At 42.6% G+C, this 25,564-nt stretch carries 15 protein-coding genes; 14 read left to right on the top strand and 1 reads right to left on the bottom strand.

Translation table 11 applies throughout. The features are described from left to right. The first annotated feature begins 6 nt into the window (after positions 1-6). The 5 genes from ACLNCV_RS00410 (at position 7) to glmS (ending at position 7,435) form a co-directional block, all read left to right on the top strand. Positions 7-810 (top strand): phosphatidate cytidylyltransferase, encoded by an 804-nt coding sequence (locus ACLNCV_RS00410; RefSeq protein ID WP_141230590.1) that lies wholly within the window; start codon positions 7-9, stop codon positions 808-810. A 21-nt stretch (positions 811-831) separates the two neighbouring features. Continuing rightward, positions 832-2,091 carry an RIP metalloprotease RseP gene (rseP, locus tag ACLNCV_RS00405; RefSeq protein WP_214614804.1) on the top strand — a complete coding sequence of 420 codons (1,260 nt, stop codon included), beginning with the start codon at positions 832-834 and terminating at the stop codon, positions 2,089-2,091. Positions 2,092-2,103: 12 nt separating this feature from the next. After that, positions 2,104-3,957: a proline--tRNA ligase gene (locus ACLNCV_RS00400; protein ID WP_424844770.1), complete on the top strand. Its 1,854-nt coding sequence runs from the start codon at positions 2,104-2,106 to the stop codon at positions 3,955-3,957. 98 nt (positions 3,958-4,055) lie between these two features. Further along, positions 4,056-5,435, top strand: coding sequence for a 6-phospho-beta-glucosidase (gene bglA, locus ACLNCV_RS00395; protein ID WP_261050621.1), 1,380 nt, complete (start codon positions 4,056-4,058; stop codon positions 5,433-5,435). A 191-nt stretch (positions 5,436-5,626) separates the two neighbouring features. After that, positions 5,627-7,435 (top strand): glutamine--fructose-6-phosphate transaminase (isomerizing), encoded by a 1,809-nt coding sequence (gene glmS, locus ACLNCV_RS00390; protein ID WP_424844769.1) that lies wholly within the window; start codon positions 5,627-5,629, stop codon positions 7,433-7,435. A 223-nt stretch (positions 7,436-7,658) separates the two neighbouring features. On the opposite strand, the gene ACLNCV_RS00385 is transcribed toward glmS, so the two are convergent. Continuing rightward, a complete protein-coding gene (locus ACLNCV_RS00385; RefSeq protein WP_261022478.1) occupies positions 7,659-11,546 on the bottom strand; it encodes a pullulanase in 3,888 nt (1,295 codons plus the stop codon). A 448-nt stretch (positions 11,547-11,994) separates the two neighbouring features. On the opposite strand from ACLNCV_RS00385, the gene rpoB reads away from it, so the two are divergent. The 9 genes from rpoB (at position 11,995) to recA (ending at position 25,470) form a co-directional block, all read left to right on the top strand. After that, positions 11,995-15,600, top strand: a complete 3,606-nt coding sequence (gene rpoB / locus ACLNCV_RS00380; protein ID WP_120769758.1) for a DNA-directed RNA polymerase subunit beta — start codon at positions 11,995-11,997, stop codon at positions 15,598-15,600. 38 nt (positions 15,601-15,638) lie between these two features. Then, complete coding sequence (gene rpoC / locus ACLNCV_RS00375; protein ID WP_185756756.1) at positions 15,639-19,316, top strand: DNA-directed RNA polymerase subunit beta'; 3,678 nt, start codon at positions 15,639-15,641, stop codon at positions 19,314-19,316. 303 nt (positions 19,317-19,619) lie between these two features. Beyond that, entirely contained in the window at positions 19,620-20,042 is a 423-nt protein-coding gene (ndk, locus tag ACLNCV_RS00370) for a nucleoside-diphosphate kinase (protein WP_084928885.1), read from the top strand. Between the two features lie 133 nt (positions 20,043-20,175). Continuing rightward, positions 20,176-20,805: a competence protein gene (locus ACLNCV_RS00365; RefSeq protein ID WP_261120328.1), complete on the top strand. Its 630-nt coding sequence runs from the start codon at positions 20,176-20,178 to the stop codon at positions 20,803-20,805. Between the two features lie 95 nt (positions 20,806-20,900). Next, the gene (gene tsaE, locus ACLNCV_RS00360) at positions 20,901-21,344 is read left to right on the top strand and encodes a tRNA (adenosine(37)-N6)-threonylcarbamoyltransferase complex ATPase subunit type 1 TsaE (RefSeq protein WP_084928783.1); all 444 of its coding nucleotides are present in this window, start codon (positions 20,901-20,903) and stop codon (positions 21,342-21,344) included. Beyond that, the gene (locus ACLNCV_RS00355) at positions 21,334-21,852 is read left to right on the top strand and encodes a GNAT family N-acetyltransferase (RefSeq protein WP_261126525.1); all 519 of its coding nucleotides are present in this window, start codon (positions 21,334-21,336) and stop codon (positions 21,850-21,852) included. Before tsaE ends, ACLNCV_RS00355 begins: the two co-directional genes overlap by 11 nt. A gap of 7 nt (positions 21,853-21,859) precedes the next feature. Further along, positions 21,860-22,915, top strand: a complete 1,056-nt coding sequence (gene lytR, locus ACLNCV_RS00350) for a glycopolymer--peptidoglycan transferase LytR (protein ID WP_084925604.1) — start codon at positions 21,860-21,862, stop codon at positions 22,913-22,915. 77 nt (positions 22,916-22,992) lie between these two features. Next, the gene (locus ACLNCV_RS00345) at positions 22,993-24,249 is read left to right on the top strand and encodes a competence/damage-inducible protein A (RefSeq protein WP_004256720.1); all 1,257 of its coding nucleotides are present in this window, start codon (positions 22,993-22,995) and stop codon (positions 24,247-24,249) included. Positions 24,250-24,303: 54 nt separating this feature from the next. After that, the gene (gene recA, locus ACLNCV_RS00340) at positions 24,304-25,470 is read left to right on the top strand and encodes a recombinase RecA (protein WP_064276728.1); all 1,167 of its coding nucleotides are present in this window, start codon (positions 24,304-24,306) and stop codon (positions 25,468-25,470) included. Positions 25,471-25,564: the final 94 nt, after the last annotated feature.

Here is a 25,564-nt window from a genome sequence, read left to right as displayed (position 1 = left end):
GGAAATATGACACAAGATTTACAGAAAAGAACCTTGTTTGCAGGGATTGCACTGGCTATTTTCCTACCGATTTTAATGATTGGGGGACTCTTGCTGCAGATAGCAATTGGAATCATAGCCATGCTAGCCATGCATGAACTTTTGAAGATGAGAGGTCTAGAGACCATGACTATGGAAGGACTCTTGACCCTCTTTGCAACCTTTGCTTTGACCATTCCCTTGGAGAATTATCTGACTTTTTTACCAGTTGATGGGAATGTGGTTGCCTATAGTGTTTTGATTTCAATCATGTTAGGAACGACTGTTTTTAGCAAGTCTTATACGATTGAGGATGCTGTTTTCCCGCTTGCTATGAGTTTCTACGTGGGCTTTGGTTTTAATGCTCTATTAGATGCTAGAATTGCAGGGTTAGACAAGGCACTATTAGCCTTATGTATCGTCTGGGCGACAGACAGTGGTGCCTATCTTATAGGAATGAACTATGGTAAACGAAAATTAGCTCCGACAGTTTCTCCAAATAAAACCTTTGAGGGTGCCTTGGGTGGTATTTTAGGTGCTATTTTAGTAACCATCATCTTTATGATGTTTGATAGGACAGTTGCTCTTCCGTATGGAATTTACAAGATGTCAGTCTTTGCTATTTTCTTTAGCATTGCTGGACAATTTGGTGATTTACTAGAAAGTTCGATTAAGCGTCACTTTGGTGTCAAGGATTCTGGGAAATTTATTCCTGGACATGGTGGTGTTTTGGATCGCTTTGATAGTATGCTACTTGTATTTCCAATTATGCACTTATTTGGACTCTTTTAATCAAAAGACGGAGGAAATACTATGCTCGGAATTTTAACCTTTATTCTGGTTTTTGGGATTATTGTAGTGGTGCACGAGTTCGGACACTTCTACTTTGCCAAGAAATCAGGGATTCTAGTGCGTGAATTTGCCATTGGCATGGGACCCAAGATCTTTGCTCATATTGGCAAGGATGGAACGGCCTATACTATTCGAATCTTGCCTCTGGGAGGCTACGTTCGCATGGCCGGTTGGGGTGATGATACAACTGAAATTAAGACAGGAACTCCTGTCAGTTTGACTCTTACTGATGATGGTAAGGTTAAACGCATCAATCTATCAGGTAAAAAATTAGATCAAACGGCCCTCCCTATGCAGGTGACCCAGTTTGACTTTGAAGACAAGCTCTTTATCAGGGGCTTGGTTCTGGAAGAAGAAAAAACATTTGCAGTAGATCACGATGCAACGGTTGTGGAAGCAGATGGAACTGAGGTTCGAATTGCACCTTTAGATGTTCAATATCAAAATGCAACTATCTGGGGGAAACTCATTACTAACTTTGCAGGCCCTATGAATAACTTTATCTTAGGTGTCGTTGTTTTCTGGATTTTAATCTTTATGCAGGGTGGTGTCAGAGATGTCGATACCAACCAGTTCCATGTCATGCCCCAAGGGGCCTTGGCTAAGGTGGGAGTACCAGAAACGGCACAGATTACCAAGATTGGTTCACATGAGGTTAGCAACTGGGAAAGTTTGATTCAGGCTGTGGAATCAGAAACCAAAGATAAGACGGCCCCGACCTTGGATGTGACTATTTCTGAAAAGGGGAGTGACAAACAAGTCACTGTTACCCCAGAAGAAAGTCAAGGCCGTTACCTTCTAGGTGTTCAACCGGGGATTAAGTCAGATTTTCTATCTATGTTTGTAGGTGGTTTTACAACTGCTGCTGACTCGGCCCTCCGAATTCTATCAGCTCTGAAAAATCTGATTTTCCAACCGGATTTGAACAAGCTAGGTGGACCTGTTGCTATCTTTAAGGCAAGTAGTGATGCTGCTAAAAATGGAATTGAGAATGTCTTGTACTTCTTGGCAGTGATTTCCATCAATATCGGGATTTTTAATCTTATTCCGATTCCAGCATTGGATGGTGGTAAGATTGTGCTCAATATCCTGGAAGCCATTCGCCGCAAACCATTGAAACAAGAAATTGAAACCTATGTCACCTTGGCCGGAGTGGTTATCATGGTTGTCTTGATGATTGCTGTGACCTGGAATGACATTATGCGACTCTTTTTTAGATAATCGAGGAATATTATGAAACAAAGTAAAATGCCTATCCCAACGCTTCGCGAAATGCCAAGCGATGCTCAAGTTATCAGCCACGCTCTTATGTTGCGAGCTGGTTATGTTCGTCAAGTTTCAGCAGGTGTTTATTCTTACCTACCACTTGCCAACCGTGTGATTGAAAAAGCTAAAAATATCATGCGCCAAGAATTCGACAAGATTGGTGCCGTTGAGATGTTGGCTCCAGCCCTTCTTAGTGCAGAATTGTGGCGCGAATCAGGTCGTTACGAAACTTATGGTGAGGACCTTTACAAACTAAAAAACCGTGAAAAATCAGACTTTATCCTAGGTCCAACTCACGAAGAAACCTTTACAGCTATTGTCCGTGATTCTGTTAAGTCTTACAAGCAATTGCCACTCAACCTTTACCAAATCCAACCTAAGTATCGTGATGAAAAACGCCCACGTAATGGACTTCTTCGTACACGTGAGTTCATCATGAAGGATGCTTACAGTTTTCACGCTAACTATGATAGCTTGGACAGTGTTTACGATGAGTACAAGGCTGCTTATGAGCGTATTTTCACTCGTAGTGGTTTAGACTTCAAAGCTATCATCGGTGACGGTGGAGCCATGGGTGGTAAGGACAGCCAAGAATTTATGGCCATTACACCTGCTCGTACAGACCTTGACCGCTGGGTTGTCTTGGACAAGTCAGTTGCCTCATTTGATGAAATTCCTACAGAAGTGCAAGAAGAAATCAAGGCAGAATTGCTCAAATGGATGGTTTCTGGTGAAGATACCATTGCTTACTCAAGTGAGTCTAGCTATGCGGCTAACTTAGAAATGGCAACAAACGAGTACAAACCAAGCAACCGTGTTGTCGCTGAAGAAGAAGTGACTCGTGTTGCAACTCCAGATGTTAAATCAATTGATGAAGTTGCAGCCTTCCTTAACGTTCCAGAAGAACAAACGATTAAAACTCTTTTCTACATGGCAGATGGTGAGCTTGTTGCGGCCCTTCTAGTTGGAAATGACCAACTCAACGAAGTCAAGTTGAAAAACCACTTGGGAGCAGATTTCTTTGACGTTGCTAGTGAAGAAGAAGTGGCGAATCTTGTTCAAGCAGGATTTGGTTCACTTGGCCCGGTTGGTTTGCCAGAGAATGTTAAAATCATTGCAGACCGTAAGGTGCAAGATGTTCACAATGCAGTTGTCGGTGCTAACGAAGATGGCTACCACTTGACTGGTGTGAACCCAGGTCGTGATTTTACTGCAGAATATGTGGATATACGTGAAGTTCGTGAGGGTGAAATTTCCCCAGACGGGCAAGGAGTCCTTAACTTTGCGCGTGGTATCGAAATTGGTCACATCTTCAAACTCGGCACTCGCTATTCAGCAAGCATGGGAGCAGATGTTTTGGATGAAAATGGCCGTGCTGTGCCAATTATCATGGGATGTTACGGTATCGGTGTCAGTCGTCTCCTTTCAGCAGTGATGGAGCAACACGCTCGCCTCTTTGTTAACAAAACGCCAAAAGGTGAATACCGTTACGCTTGGGGAATCAACTTCCCTAAAGAATTGGCACCATTTGATGTGCACTTGATCACTGTCAATGTCAAGGATGAAGAAGCCCAGACTTTGACAGAAAAGCTTGAGGCAAGCTTGATGGGAGCTGGTTACGAAGTCTTGACGGATGACCGTAACGAACGTGTTGGAGTGAAATTCAGTGATAGCGACTTGATTGGATTGCCAATCCGTATCACTGTTGGTAAAAAAGCAGCCGATGGCATCGTAGAAGTGAAGATTAAAGCGACTGGTGATACCATCGAAGTTCATGCAGATAACGTGCTTGAAACGCTTGAAATCCTTAGCAAGAAATAAAAACTATAATCAGAAGAAAAACAAGGAAAAAATGTAACTAGTTTTTACCTTGTTTTTTCTGTATAATAGGAAAAATGAGTAGATAAAGAGGTAAATGTATGCTAAGATTTCCAAAGGATTTTGTCTGGGGATCCTCCACTTCTGGACCGCAGACAGAAGGGCGTGTAACTGGTGACGGTAAGGGAGATAATCTCTGGGATTATTGGTACCAAGTGGAGCCAAATCGTTACTATAATGGGATTGGTCCAGATAAGACATCGACCTTTTATGAAAACTGGGAACAGGATATTGAGCTCTTATTAGAAACTGGTCACACAGCTTTTCGGACTTCTATCCAGTGGTCACGGATTTTTCCACAAGGCTGTGGGAAAGTCAACCCTCAAGGTGTGGATTTTTATCGTAAGGTCTTTGAGGCTATTAAGGCTAAAGGGATTCGTCTTTTAGTCAATCTCTACCACTTTGATTTGCCTTTTGCTCTTCAAGAAGCTGGTGATGGTTGGGAAAATAAGGCGACAGTTTCAGCTTATGAAGACTATGCTCGTTTTTGTTTTAAGACTTATGGAGATTTAGTGGATCAATGGATTACCTTTAACGAGCCCATCGTTCCGGTAGAATTTGGCTATTTTTACGATGCGCATTATCCGCATAAGGTGGATGCAGAAGCGGCAGTTAAAGTAGCCTACCACACACAATTAGCCAGCAGTCGAGCGGTCAAGGCCTGTCATGAACTCTTGCCTGATTCTAAGATTGGGATTGTCTTAAACTTGACACCGGCTTATCCACGTAGCCAGCATCCTGCTGATGTCAAGGCAGCTCGCATTGCGGACCTTTTTCAGGCCCAATCTTTCTTAGATCCGTCTGTTTTGGGGACTTATCCACAGGAGTTGGTAGAAATCTTGCATGAACATGGACTCTTGCCTGATACCACAGAGGAAGAGTTGGAGCTTATTCGTGACAATACAGTAGATTTCCTTGGTGTTAACTACTATCAGCCTTTGCGCGTTATGGCACCTCGATTTGCTAAGCATCCAGAGAGTCCTCTCTTGCCAGAACATTTTTACGAACCTTATGTTATGCCTGGCCGTAAAATTAATCCTCACCGTGGCTGGGAGATTTATGAGCAAGGGATTTATGACATCGCCCAAAATATCAAGGAAAATTATGGCAATATTGAGTGGATGTTGACAGAGAATGGCATGGGTGTTGAAGGGGAAGAAAAATTCCGTCAAGATGGGATGATTCAAGATGATTACCGTATTGACTTTGTAAAAGGTCATCTTCGTGAACTTCACCGTGCTATTGAAGACGGAGCTAACTGTAAAGGATACTTAATCTGGACCTTTATTGACTGCTGGTCATGGCTCAACAGCTATAAAAACCGTTATGGGTTAGTTGAATTAGATTTGGGAACACAAGAACGTCGTCTGAAAAAATCAGGGCACTGGTTCAAGGAACTTAGCGACAATAATGGATTTTAAAAAAGACTCTGACTGATTATCCTAATTGGTCAGAGCTTTTTGCTTACAGAAGCTTAATTTGAACTATACCAATTTTTACTCTTGACAAGTTAAAGAAACAAGTATATACTGTTTTTGCTGATTCTATAAAAGAGGAATTAGACTATACCAATTTTAAGGAGAAAGCACAGCTGGTCTGTGTCGTATATACTATGTGTGGAATTGTTGGTGTTGTTGGAAACACAAATGCAACTGATATTTTGATTCAAGGACTTGAAAAGCTCGAATACCGTGGCTATGATTCTGCGGGGATTTTTGTCCTAGGTGGTGCTGAAAACCATCTAGTCAAGGCTGTTGGTCGTATAGCAGAATTGTCTGCCAAGACAGCTGGTGTTGAGGGAACAACTGGTATCGGACATACTCGTTGGGCAACTCATGGGAAACCAACTGAAGACAATGCTCACCCACATCGCTCTGAGACTGAACGTTTTGTCTTGGTGCACAACGGGGTGATTGAGAACTACCTTGAAATCAAGGAAGAATACCTTGCAGGTCACCACTTCAAGGGGCAAACAGATACTGAAATCGCTGTTCACTTGATTGGGAAATTTGCGGAAGAAGAAGGTCTCTCAGTTCTTGAAGCCTTCAAAAAAGCCCTTCACATCATCCGTGGTTCTTATGCTTTTGCCTTGGTTGACTCACAAGATCCTGAAGTCATCTACGTAGCTAAAAATAAATCACCACTCTTGATTGGTCTTGGTGAAGGTTATAACATGGTATGCTCAGATGCTATGGCTATGATTCGTGAAACCAACCAATACATGGAAATTCATGACCAAGAGTTGGTAATCGTCAAGGCTGATAGTGTGGAAGTTCAAGACTATGATGGAAATCGTCGTGAGCGTGCTAGCTACACTGCTGAGCTAGACTTGTCAGATATCGGTAAAGGAACTTACCCTTACTACATGCTTAAGGAAATTGACGAGCAACCAACTGTTATGCGTAAACTAATCCAAGCCTACACAGATGAGGCTGGTCAAGTAGTAGTAGACCCAGCTATCATCCAGGCTGTTCAAGACGCAGACCGTATCTACATCCTTGCAGCTGGGACATCTTACCACGCAGGATTTGCTTCTAAGAAAATGTTGGAAGAATTGACAGATACACCAGTTGAACTTGGAATTTCATCTGAGTGGGGTTACGGTATGCCACTTCTCAGCAAGAAACCACTCTTCATCTTTATCAGTCAGTCTGGTGAAACGGCGGATAGCCGTCAGGTTTTGGTCAAGGCTAATGAAATGGGAATCCCAAGCTTGACAGTGACAAACGTACCAGGTTCAACTCTTTCACGTGAAGCCAATCATACCATGCTCCTTCATGCAGGTCCTGAAATTGCCGTAGCATCAACAAAGGCTTATACAGCACAAATTGCAGCCCTTGCTTTTCTTGCAAAAGCAGTAGGAGAAGCAAATGGCAATGCTAAAGCGCAAGTCTTTGACTTGGTTCATGAGTTGTCAATCGTAGCTCAGTCTATCGAATCAACTCTTTCAGAGAAAGAAACCATTGAAGCCAAGGTTCGTGGGCTTCTTGAAACAACTCGCAACGCCTTTTATATTGGGCGTGGTCAAGATTACTACGTAGCTATGGAAGCAAGCCTTAAACTCAAAGAGATTTCTTACATCCAGTGTGAAGGTTTTGCAGCAGGAGAACTCAAGCATGGAACCATTGCCTTGATTGAAGAAGGAACGCCTGTCTTGGCTCTCTTGTCAGATCCAGTCCTTGCCAACCACACTCGTGGAAATATCCAAGAAGTGGCAGCCCGTGGTGCCAAAGTCCTCACTATCGCAGAAGAAAATGTTGCTAAAGAGACAGACGATATCGTCCTTACGGCCGTACACCTTTACCTCTCACCAATTTCAATGGTCGTACCAACACAATTGGTCGCTTACTTTGCAACACTGCACCGTGGCCTTGATGTGGATAAACCACGTAACCTTGCTAAGTCAGTAACGGTAGAATAAGCTAAAAAAGTCTAGTTATCTAGGCTTTTTCTTGTGAGCAAACTAGGAAGCTAGCCGCAGGCTGTACTTGAGTACGGCAAGGTGAAGCTGACGTGGTTTGAATTTGATTTTAGAAGAGTCTTAATAAAAAATCCTAATCGAGTTTATTATGACGGCAAATATTGTGCAAAAATCAATCCCCCGAGCGTTAAGGCTTGGGGGATTGTTCTATAGGAGGGCTAGTTTAGTTCTCTTTTTTGTTTTTTAACAAGAACCCGAGACCTAGGAGTGCAAGGAGACTAATTCCTGCAAACAGAAGTTTGTGATCATTTTTGGTTCCTGTATTTGGAAGTTCAGCTTGTTTAGCTAGGGGCGCAGGTATATTTTCCTTGCTAGAGTTTTCTACCGATTCGTTTTGAACAGCTTCACTTACAGATGATGGTTGTGCTTCTTGTGCTGGTTGTGAATCAGTTGTAGCTTGCTTGGGTTTATCTTCTGCATCAGCTACTTTGGCATCTGGTTTAGTAGAGTCAGGTTTAGCTTGTGGAGCTGGTTCTTGATGTTCAGATTTGATTACTGGGTTTGAAATATGGCCTTGGCTATTATTTTGCCCTTGTTCTTGTTTTAAGCTAGAAAGATCAAATTCTGGTTTTTCTTCCACAGCTGGGGCAACAATGGCACCGCCTTGAGAGACTCGAAGAACAGTAGCTGTAAGGGCATTTAATTTCAAGCCTTTTTCAGTCCACTCAAGTCCTTTCGGGTTGGCAATTCCGACTGGCCCTGCTTGGTTTTCATCTGCTAAAACTTCAGCATTTCTGAGATGTGCAAAGGCAGTTCCCAAATTAAATTCGCGAGCTTTTTCGTCCGCATTGACAAAGACTGCGTAGATATCCCCATTTGGAGCAGTGATTTGGTAGCCAATTACCACGTCCTCTTTTGCCACACCATTTTGGCCTGGAACAGTGATGAGGTGGACACGGTCTTTGATATCTTGGAGACTCTTAAGTCGGAAGGCATCTGTAGATTGACGAAGGGCAATCAAACCTTTCATATAGTCACGGCTCTTGACATTTTCAGGATATGCTTTTCCATCTGTAGCCTTAGTCCAGTCAAACTTGTTAATAGCATCACTCGAATCGTAAGAGTCATGTATGAAGTAAGGATAGTCAAATGGATTGCCGTCCTTATCACGCAACAAGTGAGATTTGTTTGGAACCTTATCCTCTGCTACTGGAGTCTTGTAGGCTGGGTCACGGAATTGTTTAGTACGTCCATATTCCTGACCGGAGTGGATAAACGGAGTTCCTTGAGCTGTCAAGACCATGAGATTTCCAAGTCGCAAACGACGGTGGATTTCAGCATAGTTCTCAGCTTTGCTTGGATCTTTTTTGATAGATTGGGCGATGATGTCAAAGAGGGTCAAGTTATCATGGGCTGCGATGTATTGGATGACATCTCCAGGGCTGTCAGCTTCAAAGTTGGTTGGTTGAGCAATGAGATTTTTGAAGATGGTGTTGATATCACGCTTGCCACCTGTGATAAAGGCAGGTTGGCCTTCGTTTGGATAACCAGACTTGAGGTTGTTACGGATGTCATCTGAAAAGACAGCGACAGTATCGGTATGTTTCATCCAATCTTGGTCAGCAGCTTTAGTAGGCATGTTTTCATCACCAGCATAGGTTCTCCAACCTTCACCAAGCATGATGAGGTTTGGATTGAGGGCGCGTGCAGCCTTGTACGCTTCTTCGATAGAAGCGGCATCATGGTCTCCCATCATATCGAAACGGAAGCCATCAACTTTGTAGGTATCAACTAGATATTTGATAGAGTCAACTAGGAGCCGTTTGGTCATATGGTGGGTTGTCCCCAAGCGTCCACCACCAAAGCTAGTTCGAGGTGTTCCGTCAGCATCCATAAAGTGGTAGTAGTTTGGCTCTAAATCTTCAAAGATATCGACCTTGGCTGTATGGTTATAAACGACATCTAGGATAGCTCCCATGCCACGTTTGTGGATTTCGTTGATGAGGTTTTTAAATTCTGCGATTCGTTTTTCTGGATTTTTAGGATCGCTTGAATACATACCAGTCAAGGAGAAGTAGTTTTGAGGATCATATCCCCAGTTATAGTTGCTGTTGCTTGAAGCATAGTCAGACAAGCGTTCATGGTTTTTCAATTCATTGACAAAGTAGTAAGACAAGACTGGAAGGAGCTGGATGTGGGTCACACCTAAGTCTTTGAGATAGTCTAGTTTTTCAATAAAGGCTTCAAAGGTACCAAATGGTTTGGTCAAGTCTTTTGCAATGGCAGGATCTGAAGTGAAGTCACGCACATGAGCTTCGTAGATAACGGCATCTTCACGAGTCTTGAAGTTGTGAATCTTACCATAAGTTAAGTCTTGAGGTCCTAGTTTGGCTGGATTTACAAAGGCAGCTTTAGCCACTTTATGGGCATCGTCGATCTTGGCATCATCACTATTCCAAGCAGCGAGGGATTTAGCGTAAGGATCGAGTGCAAGAACAGTTTTACCCTGACGCTCGATCTGGTATTGATAATAGTAGCCAGTGAAATCTGTGATTCCTAATTTGTTTGTGCTATCTAGAGTTTGTTTCCAAGTACCTTTTTCCCCTTTTTCAAGAGCGACAGTTCCAACCACTTTTTCAGGGTTATTCTTGTCGTAGACAACGACAGAAACCTTATCAGCACTTGGTGACCAAAGGGTCAAATCAACTTGTTTTCCTTCTTCTTTGAGGTCGGCTCCAAGTTTACCATCATAGCTGTATGTCTCATCTTTAAGTCGCCAGCTTGTTTTGGTAGTGAATTGGTCGGAATTGTAGCTAACAGTATACGGATGTTTTGTGTCAGAGAAATCTCCGCTGTAGGTCACTTTCTTGCCAGCTTCATCGATTGAAACATCGGTGATAGTTACCTTGTTTCCTAGGTGATTAGTGATGTTGGAGTGTTTGAGGATATCTTCTTTTTTGGCACCGACTAGTGTTGAAAAACTACTTTCAATGCTAGAAGTGCCTACGTGTTGGGCTCCTGTCATACGGATATCATGGACATAGTATGGATTTGTGTAAATCGATTCATCATCGTCTTTTAGGAAGATTTGGCTATGATTTTTTAAATCTGTGAACTTATAATCTTCTTTACGGATTTTCACATCGTCTCCTTGTTTGTTTCTGTCTAGTAATAAAAATCCAAGGTCTTTAGCTGCATCTTTGAGTGGAATATCGATATAGCGACCATATTTGCCTGTAGCCGTAAAGTCTGTTCCGTTGGGCCATTCACCACTACTTGGCTCTTTCACATCTCCCCAGTACCAGAGAGATTTCTTGTCATAGTTGCCATCTGTGCGGTAGTAGTTGACGCGAACAGTTCCTGCAGGTTGTGGCTCGTAAGAGAAAACCTTGTGATCTTGGTCCAACCAAGCCTCATTCATCTTTGGTGCCAGTTTTTCTACCGATTTATCGCCGGTCAGATTTTTCCCAGCTGTATTATTGATGAGGAAGCTAATTTTCTTGGCTTGCTCTCCCTTTAATTTGATATCTAGGTAATAGCCATAGTCATCTTTTTTGGCATCCTTGAAGGACAAGGCTCCGTTTGGCCAATTTTCAGATGGTTTTTCAACATCGTCCCAAGTCCATAGCCCTTGAGCATCCTTGTTTTCTTCAGGAAGTTTTTTGACATGGATACGGAAGTAGTTGTCTTCGATTGGCTCTTCTGCTTTAGTTTCATTTGTTACTGGACTCGTAGAAGTAGTTGGTTCACTTGAACGATCTTGCCCGGTTTGTGGTGCTGAATCGGCTGGGGTTGCAGCAGGAGTGGTTGCCTCTGTTGCAGGTTTTTCTTCTGTTTTCTCTAGGGAAGCGTTTGCATTATTAGGCGAAGAAATATCACTTTCGTTCTTACCAGAGTTAACTACTGTATCAGTAAGAGGTTGTGCAAGGGCAGTAGTAGTTTCATTACTAGTTCCCTTATTGCTTGTAGTATTTTCGTTTGCTGAGATAGTTGGTGTAGCCATGGCAAGCAGGACAAGGCTTGCTCCAATAAGGACAGAACCAGTTCCATTTTTGAGGGAACGGATGCTGTAAACCATTTTTTTCTCAGTGTGAGATGGTGTTCTTTTCATAATCAATCTCCTATAAATGAATTTCTTTATCAGTATAGCACGTAGTAAAACAATATGCAAGCGTTTTCCTAAAATTAAACTAAAAGAAAAATCGCAACAAATTTTGTTATGATTCAGCCAGTCTTTCTTATAGGAAAAGATTTTGTCAAAAATTCGTCAATCCCCTTGAACAATCTAGCTAAATAGGGTATAATATGAGTAATCATTTGTCGTAGGTTTTGTCTGAAATATTGTCCAGACAAGACTCACAGCAGTTAAATCTTCTGAAAAAGTCAGATTTAGCTGCTCTTTTTGTGCTTTTTTTCAGGATTTTGAGTACTTGTAACAAAGACTTAAAGATTCTGAAAATTTATCAAAGGGACACGGTGATAGGGGTTTTTAAAACCATATGACGATTAGAAAAGCCTGATTGACAAGGCTTGGAACTTATTTACAAAGGAGAATCATCTTGGCAGGACATGACGTTCAATACGGGAAACATCGTACCCGTCGTAGTTTTTCAAGAATCAAAGAAGTTCTTGACTTACCAAATTTGATTGAAATTCAAACTGACTCATTCAAAGATTTCCTAGACCATGGTCTTAAGGAAGTGTTTGAAGATGTATTGCCAATTTCAAACTTCACAGACACAATGGAGTTGGAATTTGTTGGATATGAAATCAAGGAACCAAAATACACGCTAGAAGAGGCTCGTATCCACGATGCTAGCTACTCAGCACCAATTTTTGTAACCTTCCGCTTGATCAATAAAGAAACAGGCGAAATCAAAACTCAAGAAGTTTTCTTTGGTGATTTCCCAATCATGACAGAAATGGGTACTTTCATCATCAATGGTGGTGAACGTATCATCGTATCTCAGTTGGTCCGCTCACCAGGTGTTTACTTTAACGATAAAGTTGATAAAAACGGTAAAGTGGGCTACGGTTCAACTGTTATCCCTAACCGTGGAGCTTGGTTGGAACTTGAAAGTGACTCAAAAGATATCGCCTACACTCGTATCGACCGTACTCGTAAGATTCCATTTACGACATTGGTTCGTGCGCTTGGTTTCTCAGGTGATGATGAAATCTTTGATATTTTTGGTGACAGCGAATTGGTTCGCAACACTGTTGAAAAAGATATCCATAAGAACCCAATGGACTCTCGTACCGACGAAGCCTTGAAAGAAATTTACGAACGTCTTCGTCCAGGTGAGCCTAAGACTGCTGAAAGCTCACGTAGCTTGCTTGTGGCTCGTTTCTTTGATCCACGTCGTTATGACTTGGCAGCTGTTGGTCGTTACAAAATCAATAAAAAACTCAATGTTAAAACACGTTTGCTCAACCAAACCATTGCAGAGCCATTGGTAGATCCTGAAACTGGAGAAATCTTGGTAGAAGCTGGAACAATCATGACTCGTAGTGTGATTGAAAGCATTGAAAGCCATTTGGATGGTGATTTGAATAAGATTGTCTACATTCCAAATGATGCAGCCGTTGTGACTGAGCCTGTTGTTCTTCAAAAGTTCAAGGTTGTTGCACCAACGGATCCAGACCGTGTTGTAACCATCATTGGTAATGCCAATCCAGATGACAAGGTTCGTATCGTCACTCCTGCAGATATTCTTGCTGAGATGAGTTACTTCCTCAACTTGGCTGAAGGACTTGGCCGTGTAGATGATATCGACCACCTTGGGAACCGTCGTATCCGTGCGGTTGGTGAATTGCTTGCCAACCAAGTACGTCTTGGACTTTCTCGTATGGAACGTAATGTCCGTGAACGTATGTCTGTTCAGGACAACGAAGTCTTGACACCACAACAAATTATCAATATCCGTCCTGTAACAGCTGCGGTTAAAGAATTCTTTGGTTCATCACAGTTGTCACAGTTCATGGACCAACACAACCCGCTTTCTGAGTTGTCTCACAAACGCCGTTTATCAGCCTTAGGACCTGGTGGTTTGACACGTGACCGCGCTGGATATGAAGTACGTGACGTGCACTACACTCACTACGGCCGTATGTGTCCAATCGAGACACCTGAAGGACCTAACATCGGTTTGATCAATAACTTGTCATCTTACGGACACTTGAATAAGTATGGTTTTGTTCAAACACCATACCGTAAGGTTGACCGTGAAACAGGTGTTGTTACCAACGAAATCGTTTGGTTGACAGCCGATGAAGAAGATGAATTTACTGTAGCACAGGCTAATTCTCGTCTGAATGAAGATGGAACATTTGCTGAGAAAGTTGTCATGGGACGTCACCAAGGGGTCAACCAAGAGTATCCAGCTAATGTTGTTGACTATATGGACGTATCACCAAAACAGGTAGTTGCCGTTGCGACAGCATGTATTCCTTTCTTGGAAAACGATGACTCCAACCGTGCCCTTATGGGAGCCAACATGCAACGTCAGGCTGTGCCGTTGATTAATCCTAAAGCACCTTACGTTGGTACTGGTATGGAATACCAAGCAGCCCATGATTCAGGAGCTGCTGTGATTGCTCAGTATGACGGTAAAGTTACTTATGCAGATGCTGACAAGGTAGAAGTTCGTCGTGAAGATGGTTCATTGGACGTTTACCACATCCAAAAATTCCGTCGTTCAAACTCAGGTACTGCCTACAACCAACGCACTCTCGTAAAAGTTGGCGATGTCGTTGAAAAAGGCGATTTCATCGCTGACGGACCTTCTATGGAAAATGGAGAAATGGCGCTTGGACAAAACCCAATCGTTGCCTACATGACTTGGGAAGGTTACAACTTCGAGGATGCCGTTATCATGAGCGAACGCTTGGTGAAAGACGATGTCTACACATCTGTCCACCTTGAAGAATACGAATCAGAAACACGCGATACAAAGCTTGGGCCTGAAGAAATTACTCGTGAAATTCCAAACGTTGGGGAAGACGCTCTTAAAGACCTTGACGAAATGGGTATTATCCGTATCGGTGCTGAGGTTAAAGAAGGGGATATCCTTGTAGGTAAAGTAACACCTAAGGGTGAGAAAGACCTTTCAGCTGAAGAACGTCTCTTGCACGCTATCTTTGGAGACAAGTCACGTGAAGTGCGTGATACTTCTCTTCGTGTACCACACGGTGCTGATGGTGTCGTTCGTGATGTTAAGATCTTTACACGTGCAAATGGAGATGAGCTGCAATCAGGTGTTAACATGCTGGTTCGCGTCTACATCGCTCAAAAACGTAAGATTAAGGTTGGAGATAAGATGGCCGGACGTCACGGAAATAAAGGGGTTGTCTCTCGTATCGTGCCTGTAGAAGACATGCCTTACCTTCCAGACGGAACTCCAGTCGACATCATGTTGAACCCACTTGGGGTGCCATCACGTATGAATATCGGTCAGGTTATGGAGCTCCACCTTGGTATGGCGGCTCGTACTCTTGGTATTCACATCGCAACACCAGTCTTTGACGGAGCAAGTTCTGAAGACCTTTGGTCAACTGTTAAAGAAGCAGGTATGGATAGTGATGCCAAAACAATCCTTTACGATGGCCGTACTGGGGAACCGTTTGATAACCGTGTTTCTGTCGGGGTCATGTACATGATCAAACTCCACCACATGGTTGATGATAAATTGCACGCGCGTTCAGTCGGACCATACTCAACCGTTACCCAACAACCACTCGGAGGTAAAGCTCAGTTTGGTGGACAACGTTTCGGTGAGATGGAGGTTTGGGCTCTTGAAGCCTACGGTGCATCAAATGTTCTTCAAGAAATCTTGACTTACAAGTCTGACGATATCAATGGACGTTTGAAAGCTTATGAAGCTATTACAAAAGGAAAACCAATTCCAAAACCAGGTGTTCCAGAATCCTTCCGAGTTCTTGTCAAAGAATTGCAATCACTTGGTCTTGACATGCGTGTTCTTGACGAAGATGACCAAGAAGTGGAACTTCGTGACTTGGATGAAGGAATGGACGAAGATGTCATCCACGTAGATGACCTTGAAAAAGCCCGCGAAAAAGCAGCCCAAGAGGCTAAAGCAGCTTTTGAAGCTGAAGAAGCTGAGAAAGCAACAAAAGCGGAAGCAACAGAAGAAGCTGCTGAGTAAGAAAAAGCAGTTCACTTAGAATAGAAAGGGAAGAAATAGTGGTTGATGTAAATCGTTTTAAAAGTATGCAAATCACCCTAGCTTCTCCAAGTAAAGTCCGTTCATGGTCTTATGGAGAAGTCAAAAAACCTGAAACAATCAATTACCGTACCTTAAAACCAGAACGTGAAGGGCTCTTTGATGAAGTTATCTTTGGTCCTACAAAAGACTGGGAATGTGCTTGTGGTAAGTACAAACGCATTCGTTACAGAGGAATTGTTTGTGACCGTTGTGGGGTTGAAGTAACGCGCACAAAAGTTCGTCGTGAGCGTATGGGGCACATTGAGTTGAAAGCTCCTGTATCTCACATCTGGTACTTCAAGGGGATTCCAAGCCGTATGGGCTTGACCCTTGATATGAGCCCTCGTGCCCTCGAGGAAGTTATCTACTTTGCGGCTTATGTGGTGATTGATCCTAAGGATACACCACTTGAGCACAAGTCTATCATGACAGAGCGCGAATACCGTGAGCGTTTGCGTGAGTATGGTTATGGATCATTCGTTGCCAAGATGGGTGCCGAAGCCATCCAAGACCTTTTGAAACAAGTAGATCTTGAAAAAGAAATTGCTGAACTCAAAGAAGAGTTGAAAACAGCTACTGGACAAAAACGTGTCAAAGCTATCCGTCGTTTGGATGTTTTGGATGCCTTTTATAAGTCTGGTAACAAACCTGAATGGATGATTCTCAACATTCTTCCGGTTATTCCACCAGATCTTCGTCCAATGTTGCAGTTGGATGGTGGCCGTTTTGCCTCATCTGACTTGAATGACCTTTACCGCCGTGTTATCAACCGTAACAACCGTTTGGCTCGTTTGCTTGAGTTGAATGCACCAGGTATCATCGTTCAAAATGAGAAGCGTATGCTTCAAGAAGCGGTTGACGCTTTGATTGACAATGGTCGTCGTGGTCGTCCAATCACAGGACCAGGTAGCCGTCCACTGAAATCATTGAGCCACATGCTTAAAGGTAAACAAGGACGCTTCCGTCAAAACTTGCTCGGTAAACGTGTTGACTTCTCAGGACGTTCCGTTATCGCCGTTGGCCCAACTCTTAAGATGTACCAATGTGGTGTGCCACGTGAAATGGCGATCGAGCTCTTTAAGCCATTCGTGATGCGTGAAATCGTTGCACGTGATATCGTGCAAAACGTGAAAGCAGCTAAACGCTTGGTCGAACGTGGAGATGAACGCATCTGGGATATCCTCGAAGAAGTGATTAAAGAACACCCAGTGCTTTTGAACCGCGCACCGACCCTTCACCGTTTGGGTATCCAAGCCTTCGAGCCAGTCTTGATTGATGGTAAGGCTCTTCGCTTGCACCCACTTGTCTGTGAAGCCTACAATGCCGACTTTGACGGGGACCAAATGGCCATCCACGTACCGCTTTCAGAAGAAGCCCAAGCAGAAGCTCGTATCTTGATGTTGGCTGCTGAGCATATCTTGAACCCCAAAGATGGTAAACCAGTTGTTACTCCATCTCAGGACATGGTTTTGGGTAACTACTACTTGACGATGGAAGAAGCTGGTCGTGAAGGTGAAGGAATGGTCTTCAAAGACCGTGACGAAGCGGTTATGGCTTACCGTAATGGTTATGTTCACCTTCACTCACGTGTTGGTATTGCAACAGATAGCCTCAACAAACCTTGGACAGAAGAGCAAAAACACAAGGTCTTGCTTACAACAGTTGGTAAAATCCTCTTCAACGACATCATGCCAGAGGGTCTACCATACTTGCAAGAACCAAACAATGCCAACTTGACAGAAGGCGTTCCAGCTAAATACTTCTTGCCACTTGGTGGAGATATCAAGGAAGCTATCAGCAATCTTGAACTTAACCCTCCATTCAAGAAGAAAAATCTTGGAAATATCATCGCTGAAATCTTCAAACGTTTCCGTACGACAGAAACTTCTGCCCTACTTGACCGTATGAAGAACCTCGGTTATCACCACTCAACTCTTGCAGGATTGACAGTGGGTATTGCCGATATCCCAGTCGTTGATGACAAGGCTGAAATCATTGAAGAATCACACAAACGTGTAGAACAAATCACAAAACAATTCCGTCGTGGTATGATCACAGACGACGAGCGTTACAATGCTGTTACAGCTGAATGGCGTGCTGCCCGTGAAAAACTAGAGAAACGTTTGATTGCCAACCAAGATCCTAAGAACCCAATCGTTATGATGATGGACTCTGGAGCCCGTGGTAACATCTCAAACTTCTCACAGCTTGCCGGTATGCGTGGTCTGATGGCTGCTCCGAACGGACGTATCATGGAATTGCCAATCCTTTCAAACTTCCGCGAAGGTTTGTCAGTATTGGAAATGTTCTTCTCAACTCACGGTGCCCGTAAAGGTATGACCGATACGGCCCTTAAGACAGCCGACTCAGGTTACTTGACTCGTCGTTTGGTTGACGTTGCCCAAGATGTTATCATCCGTGAGGACGACTGTGGAACTGACCGTGGTCTCTTGATCCGCTCTATCGCAGAAGGAAAAGAAATGATTGAGTCTCTCGAGGAGCGTCTCAATGGTCGTTACACTAAGAAAACTGTTAAACATCCAGAAACTGGTGCAGTGATTATCGGTCCAAATGAATTGATTACAGAAGACAAGGCGCGTGAAATTGTCAATGCTGGTGTGGAAGAAGTGACTATCCGTTCCGTATTTACATGTAACACTCGTCACGGTGTCTGCCGTCACTGTTACGGTATCAACTTGGCGACTGGTGATGCGGTTGAAGTTGGTGAAGCAGTTGGTACAATCGCTGCCCAATCTATCGGGGAACCTGGTACACAGCTTACAATGCGTACCTTCCACACGGGTGGGGTTGCCTCAAATACCGATATCACTCAGGGTCTTCCTCGTGTTCAAGAAATCTTTGAAGCCCGCAATCCTAAAGGGGAAGCGGTTATCACAGAGGTTAAAGGACAAGTTACTGCTATCGAAGAAGATGCATCAACTCGTACTAAGAAAGTCTTTGTTAAGGGTGAAACTGGTGAAGGTGAGTACGTCGTTCCATTTACAGCTCGTATGCGTGTTGAAGTTGGAGACCAAGTAGCGCGTGGTGCTGCTCTTACAGAAGGTTCTATCCAACCAAAACGTCTCCTTGCAGTTCGCGATGTCTTGTCAGTTGAAACTTACCTTCTCGGTGAAGTACAAAAAGTTTACCGTAGCCAAGGGGTAGAAATCGGTGACAAACACATCGAGGTAATGGTTCGTCAAATGATCCGTAAAGTCCGTGTCATGGATCCAGGTGACACAGATCTTCTCATGGGTACCCTCATGGATATCAATGACTTTACAGATGCCAACAAAGATGTCCTTATCGCAGGTGGAGTTCCAGCGACAGGTCGCCCAGTTCTTATGGGAATTACCAAAGCCTCACTTGAAACAAATAGTTTCTTGTCAGCGGCTTCCTTCCAGGAAACAACTCGTGTCCTTACTGACGCAGCTATCCGTGGTAAGAAAGACCATCTCCTTGGACTCAAGGAAAATGTTATCATCGGTAAGATCATCCCAGCTGGTACTGGTATGGCTCGTTATCGTAACCTTGAACCACATGCTGTCAACGAAGAAGAATACCTTAATCCTCCAGTAGAGGAAGAAGGAAATGAAGAAACAACAGAAGTAGTTGTGGATGCTGCCGTTGAAACTGTGGAAGAAACAGTAGAATAAAAGAGAATGAGAGAGCCCTCGGGTTCTCTCATTTTTCTGAAAACTTTCTCCATTTTTTCACGAAATGTGGTAAAATAATACTCAATGAAAATCAAAGAGCAAACTAGGAAACTAGCCGCAGGTTGCTCAAAGCACTGCTTTGAGGTTGTAGATAGAACTGACGAAGTCAGCTCAAAACACTGTTTTGAGGTTGTGGATAGAACTGACGAAGTCAGTAACCATACCTACGGTAAGGCGACGTTGACGTGGTTTGAAGAGATTTTCGAAGAGTATAAAAGAAAGAAGCTGACAAAGGAGACAGGTATGGAACAAACATTTTTTATCATTAAACCAGACGGTGTAAAAAGAGGATTAGTGGGTGAGGTGTTGAAACGCATTGAACAACGTGGATTTACAATCGAAAAATTGGAGTTGCGTTCACAGGTTTCAGAAGAGTTGATTGATCAGCACTATCAGGACTTGGTTGGTCAAAGTTTTTACCCACCGATTCGTGAATTTATGACTTCAGACCCTGTTCTTGTGGGTATCATTTCAGGCCCCAAAGTAATCGAAACTTGGCGGACTATGATGGGTGCGACTCGTCCAGAAGAAGCTTTACCAGGAACTATTCGAGGTGATTTTGCAAAAGCTGCTAGTGAAAACCAAGCTATCCAAAATGTTGTACATGGGTCAGATTCAGAAGAGTCAGCTAAGCGAGAAATTGCTCTTTGGTTTGACGGAAAGTAGTAAAAGTTTGATGTAAGGGTTACTTGCATCAAACTTTTTTGCATTTTAGAGTAGAAAACTGACAGTTGAGAAATATTCTAGCAATGGGGAGGATTTCTAGCCTATAATAAGAGCAAGTAAGGGAGGAAGAATGATGGAAAAAATGAAAAAGCAAATTCGTGTTTTGTTATTGCTGACGGTTTTTGGACTTAGTAGCTGTTCTTGTTTAAGTTTATCGACTTGGGCCTTGATGTTAAATCAAAACTGCTTCTATTATTTAATTGGCATGTTGCTCCTTGCCAGTATTGGTGCAGGGGTAAACTACTATAGAGGACAGGGAAATCAATCTTATTCAGTTTTTAAGGAAGATAAGCAACAATTCTTGTATAGTCTCTTGCTCTTAGTAAACATTTTGGGTTTAGCCTTAATTGTCATAGAGCATATCCTTGCAGGAAATACATCCGTAGAAGGGTTTGTGGAAGCCTTTCTACCTAGTTTCTTTTTCTTATTTGGTATTGATTTGCTAGTCTTTTTACCGATTCAGAAGTATTTAAATGGATTGAAAAAGATTTTAGGAAAGAAGGAAATCTGTTTTATTAGTGGACTAGCTACTCTAATCTTTCTCAGAAATCCTTGGATGCTATTGTCCATGACCTTTTATATTGCCTTGGGAATGCTATTTCTAGGACTGTTGGTGCCAAAAGTCATTCGCTGGGAAGTTTCATTTTACAGTCATTTGATGAGAGATATCTTGTTAGTTGTCTTCTTGCTGTTTCTATTTTAAGAACAAAAAAAGAGATAGTTCTAGTTTTACAATTTATAATATGGAATTCATAGATAATACCTAGACAAAGGACAACTTTTTGGTATAATAGAAACATGTACACTAAAAACGAAGAAGAGTTACAGTCCTTAGGTGAACGTTTGGGCTATTTATTAGAAAAGAATGATGTCTTAATTTTAACTGGTGAACTTGGAGCAGGCAAAACGACATTTACAAAAGGTCTTGCTAAAGGATTACATATTTTTCAGATGATTAAGAGTCCAACCTACACTATCGTAAGAGAGTATGAAGGTCGTCTTCCACTTTACCACCTAGATGTTTATCGTATAGAGGGGGATGCTGATTCTATTGATTTAGATGAGTTTCTCTTTGGTGGTGGGGTAACTGTCATCGAGTGGGGGCATCTTTTAGGTGATGCCTTGCCAGATACTTATTTAGAATTGGAAATTCTAAAAGAAGAAGACGGTCGCAGATTAAACTTCAAAGCCAAGGGTTTGCGTGCAGAAAAACTCTTAAAGGAGCTTCAACATGGAGTATGAGTTGCTCATTAGGGAAGCAGAAGTTGAAGATGCGGCTGAATTAGTGGCCTTTTTAAATCGTGTCAGTGTAGAAACAGATTTTACCAGTCTGGATAGGAATGGCATTTTGATGACAGATACTGAGATGGAGTTGTTTTTGGATAAACAGGCTCACTCGGAAAATCAAATCACTTTACTGGCCTTGCTGAATGATGAAATTGCTGGTCTTGTAAATATCACAGCTGATCAACGTAAGAGAGTTCGTCATATTGGAGATCTCTTCATTGTGATTGGTCAGAAATATTGGAATAATGGATTGGGAAGTTTGTTGATAGAAGAAGCGATAGAGTGGGCACAAGCTAGTGGTATTCTTCGTCGACTTCAACTAACTGTCCAAACTCGTAATCAAGCTGCAGTTCATCTATATCAAAAATATGGCTTTGTAATTGAAGGTAGACAAGAGCGCGGTGCGTACATAGAAGAAGGGAAATTTATCGATGTTTACTTGATGGGTAAACTGATAGATTAGTAGAAATATGGTTAAAAAAATTATTGGAATGGTGCTAGCTTTTCTAGCTGTGACAGTTTTGGGTGTGGGTGTCTTTGCTTATACCATTTATCAGCAAGGTACACAAACCTTATCAAAAACCTATAAAAAGATTGGGGAAGAAACCAATGTTATTGAGGCGACTGAACCCTTAACGATCCTTTTAATGGGGGTTGATACTGGAAACGTTGAACGAACTGACCCTTGGGAGGGGAATAGTGATTCTATGATTCTCTTGACGGTTAATCCGCATACGAAAAAGACTATGATGTTGAGTTTAGAGAGAGATATTTTGACGAAAATTCAGCATAAAGATGGTCAAATCGAAGAAGCGAAACTGAACGCAGCTTATGCTGGAGGAGGTGCAGAATTAGCTATCTCAACGATTCAAAGGATGATGAATATCCATATTGACCGCTATATTATGGTCAATATGCAAGGTTTGCAACAATTGGTAGATGCAGTGGGCGGGATTACGGTTAATAATACACTAGGTTTCCCGATTTCTATCAGTGACCAAGAGGAATTTAACACCATTTCTATCGGTGTTGGAGAGCAGACAATAAATGGAGAAGAAGCGCTTGTTTATTCTCGCATGCGCTACCAGGATCCAGAAGGGGACTACGGACGTCAGAAGCGTCAGCGTGAAGTCATTCAAAAGGTTGTTGAAAAAGTTCTTAGCTTGAATAGTGTTAGTCACTATCAATCTATCCTAAAAGCCTTAAGTACCAATATGCAGACTAATATTGATCTATCTGCGAAAAGTATTCCAAGCTTGTTAGGTTACCAGGACTCGTTTAAAACGATTGAAACTCAACAATTACGAGGAGAAGATGCCGAATTGCAAGGGACATCTTATCAAATTGTAACTGCTAACCATTTGTTAGAAATCCAGAATCTTTTGAGAACCTCACTTGATAAACCGAAGGTGACAGAGTTAGAGACAAATGCTGTCTTATATGAAGATATTTTCGGAAATCGAAATAATACCGGTTTGGGAACAGGTATGATTAATAATACAATAAATCAAGAAGATGTAGAATAATCTATTTTATAGTTAAAATCGTGGGAAATTTCCTGCGATTTTTTCAAAAAAATACGAATAGATAGGTAGGAGGAAACATGAAAGCAGAAATCATTGCTGTTGGAACAGAGATTTTGACAGGACAGATTGTCAATACCAATGCTCAGTTTTTGTCGGAAAAACTAGCAGAGATTGGGGTAGATGTATATTTTCAGACGGCTGTAGGAGACAATGAAGCTCGTCTCTTATCCCTGCTTGAGATTGCCAGTCAACGTAGCAGCCTGCTGATTTTGACAGGCGGTTTGGGGCCAACTGAGGACGATTTGACCAAACAAACCCTGGCTAAATTCTTAGGGAAAAAATTAGTCTTCGATCCTCAGGCACAGGCGAAGTTGGATGTCTTTTTTGCCCAGAGACCAGACTATGCCCGAACACCGAATAATGAAAGACAAGCTCAACTTGTAGAAGGGGCGACTCCGCTGCCAAATGAAACAGGACTGGCTGTGGGAGGAATATTAGAAGTCGAAGGAGTGACCTACGTTGTCCTTCCTGGTCCGCCAAGTGAATTGAAACCCATGGTTTTAAACCAACTTCTACCCAAGTTGATGACAGGAAGCAAGCTGTATTCCCGAGTTCTTCGTTTCTTTGGAATTGGCGAAAGTCAGTTGGTGACCATTTTGGCTGATTTGATTGACAATCAAACAGATCCGACCTTAGCGCCTTATGCCAAGACAGGAGAAGTCACTCTGCGTCTGTCAACAAAGGTTAGCAGTCAAGAAGAGGCGAATCAAGCGCTGGATATCTTAGAAAATCAAATCTTGAATCGTCAAACTTTTGAAGGCCTTTCTTTACGAAAACTTTGTTATGGTTATGGGGAAGAAACTAGTTTAGCTAGCATTGTGGTAGAAGAACTGAAAAGGCAAGGGAAAACTATCACGGCTGCAGAGAGTTTGACGGCTGGTCTTTTCCAAGCTAGGGTAGCGGATTTTTCGGGTGCTTCAAGTATATTTAAGGGTGGTTTTGTGACCTATAGCTTGGAGGAAAAATCAAAAATGTTGGATATTCCTGTCAAGGATTTGGAAGAGCACGGTGTGGTATCTGAATTTACAGCTCAGAAGATGGCTGAGCAGGCACGAATCAAGACCCAGTCTGATTTTGGCCTTAGTTTGACTGGAGTGGCAGGACCAGATAGCCTGGAAGGACATCCAGCTGGGACAGTCTTCATAGGCTTGGCTCAAGAGCAAGGAACTGAGGTTATCAAGGTCAATATTGGAGGCAGAAGTCGAGCAGATGTACGTCACATTGCGGTTATGCATGCCTTTAACCTAGTTCGCAAGGCTTTATTAAGTGACTAACTTTTGATATAATAGTAGATAGGTCTGAGGACCATTAGAATGTAGGAGAATAGAATGGCGAAAAAACCAAAAAAATTAGATGAAATTTCAAAAAAATTCGGGGCAGAACGTGAAAAAGCCTTGAATGACGCTCTTAAATTGATTGAGAAAGACTTTGGTAAGGGTTCAATCATGCGTTTGGGTGAGCGTGCAGAGCAAAAGGTGCAAGTGATGAGCTCAGGTTCCTTGGCTCTTGATATTGCCCTTGGTTCAGGTGGTTATCCTAAGGGACGTATCATCGAAATCTATGGGCCAGAGTCATCTGGTAAGACAACGGTTGCCCTTCATGCAGTTGCACAAGCGCAAAAAGAAGGTGGGATTGCAGCCTTTATCGATGCGGAGCATGCCCTTGATCCAGCTTATGCTGCGGCTCTTGGGGTCAATATTGACGAATTGCTCTTGTCTCAACCAGATTCAGGAGAGCAAGGTCTTGAGATTGCAGGAAAATTGATTGACTCAGGTGCAGTTGACCTTGTCGTAGTCGACTCCGTTGCGGCCCTTGTCCCTCGTGCGGAAATTGATGGAGATATCGGAGATAGCCACGTTGGTTTGCAGGCTCGTATGATGAGTCAGGCCATGCGTAAACTTGGTGCTTCTATCAATAAAACCAAAACAATTGCCATCTTCATCAACCAATTGCGTGAAAAAGTTGGGGTCATGTTTGGAAATCCAGAAACAACTCCTGGTGGACGTGCCTTGAAATTCTACGCATCAGTCCGTTTGGATGTTCGTGGAAGCACGCAAATCAAGGGAACTGGTGACCAAAAAGACACCAACGTCGGTAAAGAAACCAAGATCAAGGTCGTGAAAAACAAGGTGGCTCCACCATTTAAAGAAGCCTTCGTTGAAATCATGTACGGAGAAGGAATTTCTAAGACCGGTGAGCTTTTGAAGGTTGCAAGCGATTTGGATATCATCAAAAAAGCAGGGGCTTGGTATTCTTATAAGGATGAGAAAATCGGGCAAGGTTCTGAAAATGCTAAGAAATACTTGGCAGATAACCCAGAAGTCTTTGATGAGATTGATCATCAAGTCCGTGTTCAATTTGGTTTGATTGATGGAGAAGAAGCTTCTGTAGAAGGTGTTGAAACTAAAAAAGATGACGTAGTTCAAGCAGATTCTGTGAATGAAGAAGTGACACTTGACCTAGGCGACGAGCTTGAAATCGAAATTGAAGAATAAGCTGTTAAAGTAGTGGAGAAATTCACTGCTTTTTCATTGCCTAGTTCTGGCATAGTTTGCTGTTTCTTGTCGCTCCTTTAGAAAGCTGATATAA

The organism is Streptococcus sp. CL5.50, assembly GCF_049738015.1.
Lineage (GTDB): Bacteria > Bacillota > Bacilli > Lactobacillales > Streptococcaceae > Streptococcus > Streptococcus mitis_CA.
This window is presented reverse-complemented; position numbering and strand designations above follow the sequence as displayed.